The organism is Synechococcus sp. H60.3 (genome assembly GCF_047462295.1).
Taxonomy (GTDB): Bacteria; Cyanobacteriota; Cyanobacteriia; order Thermostichales; family Thermostichaceae; genus Thermostichus.
The window spans coordinates 1-5,990 of record NZ_JANSIY010000133.1; the positions used below are offsets into that span (position 1 = coordinate 1).

9 protein-coding genes are annotated in these 5,990 nt (G+C 59.5%); 3 read left to right on the plus strand and 6 right to left on the minus strand.

Annotation, left to right across the window (positions count from 1 at the left end; all coding sequences use genetic code 11):
* From NW841_RS11425 to NW841_RS11440, 4 genes are all read right to left on the minus strand, one after another.
* On the minus strand, nucleotides 1-560 hold a 560-nt coding region (locus tag NW841_RS11425; RefSeq protein ID WP_414386467.1), incomplete at its 3' end, for a SulP family inorganic anion transporter.
* Complete coding sequence (locus NW841_RS11430) at nucleotides 557-1,132, minus strand: rhodanese-like domain-containing protein (RefSeq protein WP_414362761.1); 576 nt, start codon at nucleotides 1,130-1,132, stop codon at nucleotides 557-559. The genes NW841_RS11430 and NW841_RS11425, both read right to left, overlap by 4 nt.
* A 44-nt stretch (nucleotides 1,133-1,176) precedes the next feature.
* Nucleotides 1,177-1,644 (minus strand): DUF29 domain-containing protein, encoded by a 468-nt coding sequence (locus tag NW841_RS11435; RefSeq protein ID WP_414386469.1) that lies wholly within the window; start codon nucleotides 1,642-1,644, stop codon nucleotides 1,177-1,179.
* 57 nt (nucleotides 1,645-1,701) lie between these two features.
* A complete protein-coding gene (locus NW841_RS11440) occupies nucleotides 1,702-2,418 on the minus strand; it encodes an MBL fold metallo-hydrolase (protein WP_414386470.1) in 717 nt (238 codons plus the stop codon).
* A gap of 113 nt (nucleotides 2,419-2,531) precedes the next feature.
* On the opposite strand from NW841_RS11440, the gene NW841_RS11445 reads away from it, so the two are divergent.
* The gene (locus NW841_RS11445) at nucleotides 2,532-2,939 is read left to right on the plus strand and encodes an ArsR/SmtB family transcription factor (protein ID WP_414386472.1); all 408 of its coding nucleotides are present in this window, start codon (nucleotides 2,532-2,534) and stop codon (nucleotides 2,937-2,939) included.
* On the opposite strand, the gene NW841_RS11450 is transcribed toward NW841_RS11445, so the two are convergent.
* Both NW841_RS11450 and arsB read right to left on the minus strand, forming a co-directional pair.
* Complete coding sequence (locus tag NW841_RS11450; protein WP_414386474.1) at nucleotides 2,906-3,322, minus strand: YidH family protein; 417 nt, start codon at nucleotides 3,320-3,322, stop codon at nucleotides 2,906-2,908. The two genes, NW841_RS11445 and NW841_RS11450, sit on opposite strands and share 34 nt — an antisense overlap.
* Nucleotides 3,323-3,338: 16 nt before the next feature.
* The gene (arsB, locus tag NW841_RS11455; protein ID WP_414376533.1) at nucleotides 3,339-4,538 is read right to left on the minus strand and encodes an ACR3 family arsenite efflux transporter; all 1,200 of its coding nucleotides are present in this window, start codon (nucleotides 4,536-4,538) and stop codon (nucleotides 3,339-3,341) included.
* Between the two features lie 139 nt (nucleotides 4,539-4,677).
* On the opposite strand from arsB, the gene NW841_RS11460 reads away from it, so the two are divergent.
* Together NW841_RS11460 and pgeF are read left to right on the plus strand one after the other, a co-directional pair.
* The gene (locus NW841_RS11460; protein WP_414364759.1) at nucleotides 4,678-5,097 is read left to right on the plus strand and encodes a DUF3119 family protein; all 420 of its coding nucleotides are present in this window, start codon (nucleotides 4,678-4,680) and stop codon (nucleotides 5,095-5,097) included.
* Nucleotides 5,094-5,906 (plus strand): peptidoglycan editing factor PgeF, encoded by an 813-nt coding sequence (pgeF, locus tag NW841_RS11465; RefSeq protein ID WP_414364758.1) that lies wholly within the window; start codon nucleotides 5,094-5,096, stop codon nucleotides 5,904-5,906. The genes NW841_RS11460 and pgeF overlap by 4 nt, the downstream gene beginning before the upstream one ends.
* Nucleotides 5,907-5,990 lie beyond the last annotated feature (84 nt).

The window sequence follows — 5,990 nt, forward strand, 5'->3', positions numbered from 1 at the left end:
AGCCGTTGCAGCAGCAGCCAGAAGGACTCGGTGTTGGCAATCTTCACCCCCAGCAGATGGCGGAGCTGGCTAAGGGCAATGATTAGGGCTGCGGCACTGCTAAAGGCCGTTATAACCGAGTGGCTCAGGAAATTGGCCAAAAACCCCAGGCGCAACAGCCCTACCCCTAGCTGGATCAGGCCCGCTTCCAGAGCTAAGCCCAGCGCCAACTGGCCATACTCCGGGCTGCCCGGCTCAGCCAGCGGCTCCAAACCCGAGGCTACCAGCAGGGCGATGATGGCCACCGGCCCCACCGACAAAGCCCGGCTGGATCCCAGGAAGCCGTAGGCGATGACCGGCAGGATGCTGGCGTAGAGGCCTGTCTCGGGGGGCAGGCCGGCCAGCAGCGCGTAGGCCATGCTCTGGGGCACCAACAGGATGGCCGAGACCACCCCGGCAATGAGATCCCCCGGCAGATCCTCTCGCTGGTAGCGAAGCCACCACAGGGAATCCTTGGCCAAGGGCAGGTAACGCGCCCAGATCCCCTGCTTTGGGGAAGAGGCGGACGGGATCCCGCTCATAGCGTCTGACCCCGGTTCCAGGGCAGGCGGGCCAAAAGCAGCGCCAGGCCACAGGTGTTGGTGATCCCGGCAAACACCAGCCCCGCTCCCACAAAGCCACTCAACACCAGCCAGCCGGGATGGACAAAGGCTCCCAGCAGGGTTCCTATGAGCACCAGGGATCCCGCTGTAATCTGCACCTGTCGCATTAGCGAGATGGGCGCGTTGCGGGTGCGGGTGGTGGGCAGCTTGGCGGCCTTCCACGCTTCGATCCCACCTTTGAGGCTAATGGCTTCCGGCCAGCCGTATTCGAGCAACTGACAGCCAGCGCGGATGGAGCGGCTGCCCATGCGGCACTGCAGCACCACCGGCTTTTCCGGCGTCGAGATCGGCACCTTGGCGGGGTCAAAGGTAGATAGAGGCATGTTGATCGCCCCCGGGATCCGCTCGTCGTGGTATTCTGCCGGCTCCCGTACGTCAATGAGCTGTACCCGCCCTTGATCCAGCCACTGCTTTAAAGTCAAGGCGTCGATCTCCTTAAGACGGGGATCCCGTTCCTGCTGAGCTGTAGGATTTTGTTGGGCTACGATCATAGTTTCTTCCTTGCTTCTAGGGTTGTTGTAAGACTTAGGGATTTCTAATCTTCCTCCTCCAGCAACCCGCTGGGCTCGCCAGGATAAAACTGGCTATCCAGGATTTGCTCAGGAGAATAAGGGCAGGTCTTGGGAAAAGTCTTTCTGGGCAGCTTGGTCTCTTCCAGAGCCAGTTGGAGCGCCCTCAGGTAAGACTTGGAGATGGCCTCCGGCAAATAGGGTCTCAGGCTTGGGTTTTCCTCCAGCAGATCCAGAACTTCCTGCCGCTGCACCTGTAGGGTAAGAAGCCAGCTTACCGATCTGGCCTGCGGCTGATACTCCCACTTCAGAAGGTGCCCCACCAAAACCCCCAGCCGGTTGCGCAGCTCTTGCCGCTGTTGCCTGCCCAACGATTCCATCTCCTCAATTAAATGGGGCAGATCCAGCTTCTCCCAGGCCCGCTCCCGCAGAAATTGGGCTTGTTGCTGAGTCCAAGCATAGAAATCCCTCTCATAGAGATGTTTGGGATCCACTCTCAACCCTCCCCTTTCTGACGGGCTGCCTGAGAGAAGTCTAGCCAGCCCTAGCAACTAAACTGCGGCTGCCACTTGGCCGCACTGCTCGTTGGCCGGCACCGCTTCCTGGATCTTCTTGGGCTGCGGCAGGTTGAGGCTGTTCATCAGGGCAATAAAGCTCTCCCGCGAGCGCAGCTTACCGGTTTCCGGATCCACGAAGCGGGGGTTCCAGCGCTTCTCCTCGCCAATGGTGGAGACGGTGTGTCCCCGGTAGTCATGGCCGGGATAGACCAGCGTCTCGTCCGGCAGGGTAAACAGGTGCTGCGTTACGTGGTCGTACATCAAGCCGGGATCCCCACTTTGGAAATCGGTGCGCCCGCAGCCGCGAATGAGCAGGGCATCGCCGGTCAGAACGCGATCCCCATTGACGCGGTAGGTCATGTGGCTGTCGGTGTGGCCTAGGGTGGCGATGGCCTCGATGACAATGGATCCCACCTGCAGCGTTTCCCCATGGCCGATGAAGCGGTCGGCACATTGCGCCTTGGCCTGAACCGGCACCACCCCTTGGCAGCCGCTCAACTCCCGCAGCTTGCCGGTGCCGGTGATGTGGTCGGCGTGAACGTGGGTCTCCAGGCAGTACTTCAAGGTCAGACCCAGCTCTCGAATTAACTTCCAGTCCCGCTCCACCTGCTCCAACACCGGATCCACCAGTACGGCCTCGCGGGTGTCTGGGTCTGCGATTAAATAGGTGTAGGTGCTCGTCTCGGCGTCGAACAGTTGGCGAAATAGCATGCTGCCCTCCTGTCTGTTGACAAAACCCGAAAGCGATCCGAATTCGGGTCTCTAGAGCTACTATATAACTATTTAGTGTTAAAATCAAGCTACCACCTCCCTCAAGACAGACTATGGATTGGGACGAGCTCGTGAAAGGTGGCAAAGACGAGTGCCAGTTGACCCTGACGCCGGAAGTGCTGACCAGCGTGGCGGAGTACTTCAAGGTTTTGGCGGAGCCCAGCCGGCTGCAGATCCTGTGTCAGTTGCGCTCGGGGCCCAAGAACGTTACCCAAATCCTAGAGGCCACCGGCATGGGCCAGGCCAACGTTTCCAAACATCTCAAGATCCTGGCGCAGGCAGGGATCGTCAGCCGCGAGCCCAGGGGCGTGAGCGTCTACTACCAAATTGCGGATCCCATCTGTTTTGAGCTGTGCGAGGTGGTGTGCAAGCAGTTAATCAAGCGCCTCAAGCAGCAGGCTCAGCAACTGGAACCCCTGGCGGCCCTTCACTCCGGCAGGCTAAGCCGCGGAGGTTCCTGAGGGCGGAGGCGGCGCAGCAGCAGGGGAAGGCTCAGCAGCCCAAACAGGGCCACCACGGCAGCCATGATCCAGATGAGGAAACGGCTGGGGCGAAAGTCGCCTGCCTCGATTTGCCGCATCACCTGGTTGTAGCGCCAAGCAGAAAGGCCGATCATCAGGATTCCAAAGATCACCAACAGGAGGCCCAAGTTCTGGGCATTCAGGAGGCCGTGCGCCGCGGCGGGCTGCTCAGGGGAGTGGGCGGCTTCAATCTGCCGCAGAAATAAGCTGAAGCGGGCGAGGGCAAAGCCAAAGGCAATGAGAGCCACAGAGGTGCGCAGCCAGGCCAGAAAGGTGCGCTCATTGGCCTGGTGTTCCCGTTGGCGATCTGGGGGCAAGTTCATGGGCTACAGGGATCCCTCAAGGGCTGATTTTAAGACAGCGGGGATCCGGCAAGCTGGCCTTCTCCGGCTGGCGGGGAAAATAAAAGGCGGTGCGTTTACATACTTCCACCAGCATCAGCATCACCGGCACCTCGATCAACACCCCTACGACGGTGGCCAGGGCGGCCCCGGAGTTCAAGCCAAACAACACCACCGCCGTTGCAATGGCCACCTCGAAGTGATTGCTGGCGCCGATTAAAGCCGCCGGAGCAGCATCCTCATAGCACAAGCCCAGTTTCTGGGCTGCCACATAGGTGAGGCCAAAAATAAGGTTGGTCTGCACAAAAAGCGGCACTGCAATCAACAAAATGTGGAAGGGATTTTCCACAATGAGATCCCCTTTGAAAGCAAAAAGCAGCACCAGCGTCACCAGCAAGGCGGCGATGGCAATGGGGCTGAGGTAGCGCAAAAAAGCTTTCTCAAACCATTCCCGGCCCTTGGTTTTAAGAATCCAATAGCGAGAGGCTGCTCCTGCAATTAACGGTAGGCCCACGTAGATGGCCACGGATAGCAAAATGGTTTGCCAGGGCACCGTTAAATCGCTCATGGCCAGCAGCCAGCGGCCCAGCGGCGCGTAGAGGAAAAGCATGGTTAAAGAGTTCACCGCCACCATCACCAGGGTGTGGCCTTGGTTGCCATAGCTGAGATAGCCCCACATCAGCACCATCGCAGTGCAAGGGGCAATGCCCAGCAAAATGGCCCCGGCAATGTAGGAGTTGCTGAGGCTCACTTCTGTACCGCGGATCATTTCCGTGCCGGTTATCCAAGGGGCAAACAGCCACCCCAAGAAAAACTGGGCAATCACCACCATGGTAAAAGGCTTCACCAGCCAGTTCACCCCCAGGGTCAACAGCACCGGTTTGGGCGATTGCAAGGCATGGGCTGCCTGGCCAAAATCAATTTTCACCATGATGGGATACATCATGAAAAACAGGCAGACGGCAATGGGAATGGAGACCTGATAGAGGCTCAGGGCATCCAGCGCCTCTGCCAGGCCCGGAAACCATCGACCCAACAGGATCCCGGCAACAATACACAGAGCCACCCAAAGGGTGAGATAGCGCTCAAAAAAACTCAGGGATCCGCCGCCGGGGAAAGCTTTGGGGTCAGATTCGGTGAGAGCCATGGGAAAAGCCGAAAACTGGGGTTGAGAAAACGCAGGCTGCCGAGTAGCCACCTTCCTAAGGGGCTCTCCTCAGGATACATCAAAAAAACTTGTTCAGTTTACCTCCAACCCAGGCAAAAGCGGGATCCCTTCTGCAGGGGGGTGCTGGGGCAGCCTAGAATGGGGCTGGGATTCGGAGGAGAAGCAAGGAGTGATCAGACCCTACTCAGCCCATCTGTTGAACCCAGACTTTCGCCTCAGCCTGGCAGTACTGGTGTTGGCAGTGCCGCTGTTTTGGCTGTCGTTTTGGGCAGGCCTGGGGGTGGGGCTATTTGGCCTGTTCTTGCTGGTGCAAACCTGTCTGATTGGGCTGGCCTTTACTCGCACGGCGCTACAGGTTTACAGCGGCTCCCAGCGCATCCGCGAGTTCCCCTACAGCGAATGGCAGGACTGGCAGATCTTCTGGCCCTCAGTGCCGATTTTATTTTTCTTCCGGGAAAGCCGGAGCATCCATTTTCTGCCCATGCTGTTCAATCCCGTCGAGCTAAGGATGTGCCTGGAAGAGCGGGTGGGCCACCTGCATGCCCGGCAGAAATCCCAGGGATCCCCTTTCCACCCATCAGGCCGATGAGCGGTTCCGGGGGCTGGGTTTGGCAAGAGGCAGGGGAATGGCGTTGGCTGCAGTGTCAACTTCTGGCGGGGTGGCCCCATGCTTTTGGCTGCCGTCAAGCTTCCCCCTATCAGCCAGCCGAGCTGGCCGACCGGTTGCAACTCCCCCCAGAACGAGCTGCATGGGGCCGGCAGGTGCATGGCTGTCGCTGGATCTGGGCGGATGAAGTTCTCTTCCCCCAGGCGGGGGCTTCGGGTTCTCACCTCGGGGAAGGGAGTTTCGCCCGTCCCGAAGCAGATGCTGTGATCGCCCGCCGCCAGTTAGATTCTGCCTGGGTTTGCACCGCCGACTGCGTGCCAATCTTGATAGCTAGCCCTACCTGGGTGGCGGCTGTTCATGCCGGCTGGAGGGGCACGGCTGCTGGCATCTTGCCCAAGGTGCTGCAAGTTTTCCTAAAGGCCGGGATCCCTGCTGACCAGATCTGCATTGCCCTGGGGCCAGCCATCTCCGGGCCAGCCTACCAAGTTTCCCAGGAAGTGGCCGAGCAGGTGCTGCAGGCGCTGCCGTCGGGGGTGGATCGCCGGCCTGCCCTCTGGCCGGATCCGCTGCCGGGTAAGGTGCGCCTAGATCTGCGCTGGATCCACCGCGCCCAGGCCCAAGCCCAAGGGATCCCTTCCAAGCAAATTGCCATCAGTCCTCATTGCACCTTTGCTCAGCCGCAAGATTTCTTTTCCTATCGCCGCGAGGGATCCCGAAAGGAAGAGGTAGGCTGCTATGGTGTGCAGTGGTCGGGGATTGGCCTGCCCAGCGCAGCGTTGGATAAACCCTAGCCGCCACAAGTAGTAGCTATAATTGCCCTCAAAGCTCTACCTTACAGGCGGGGATCCCATGTTTCGCCGTGCTGCCTTTTGGGG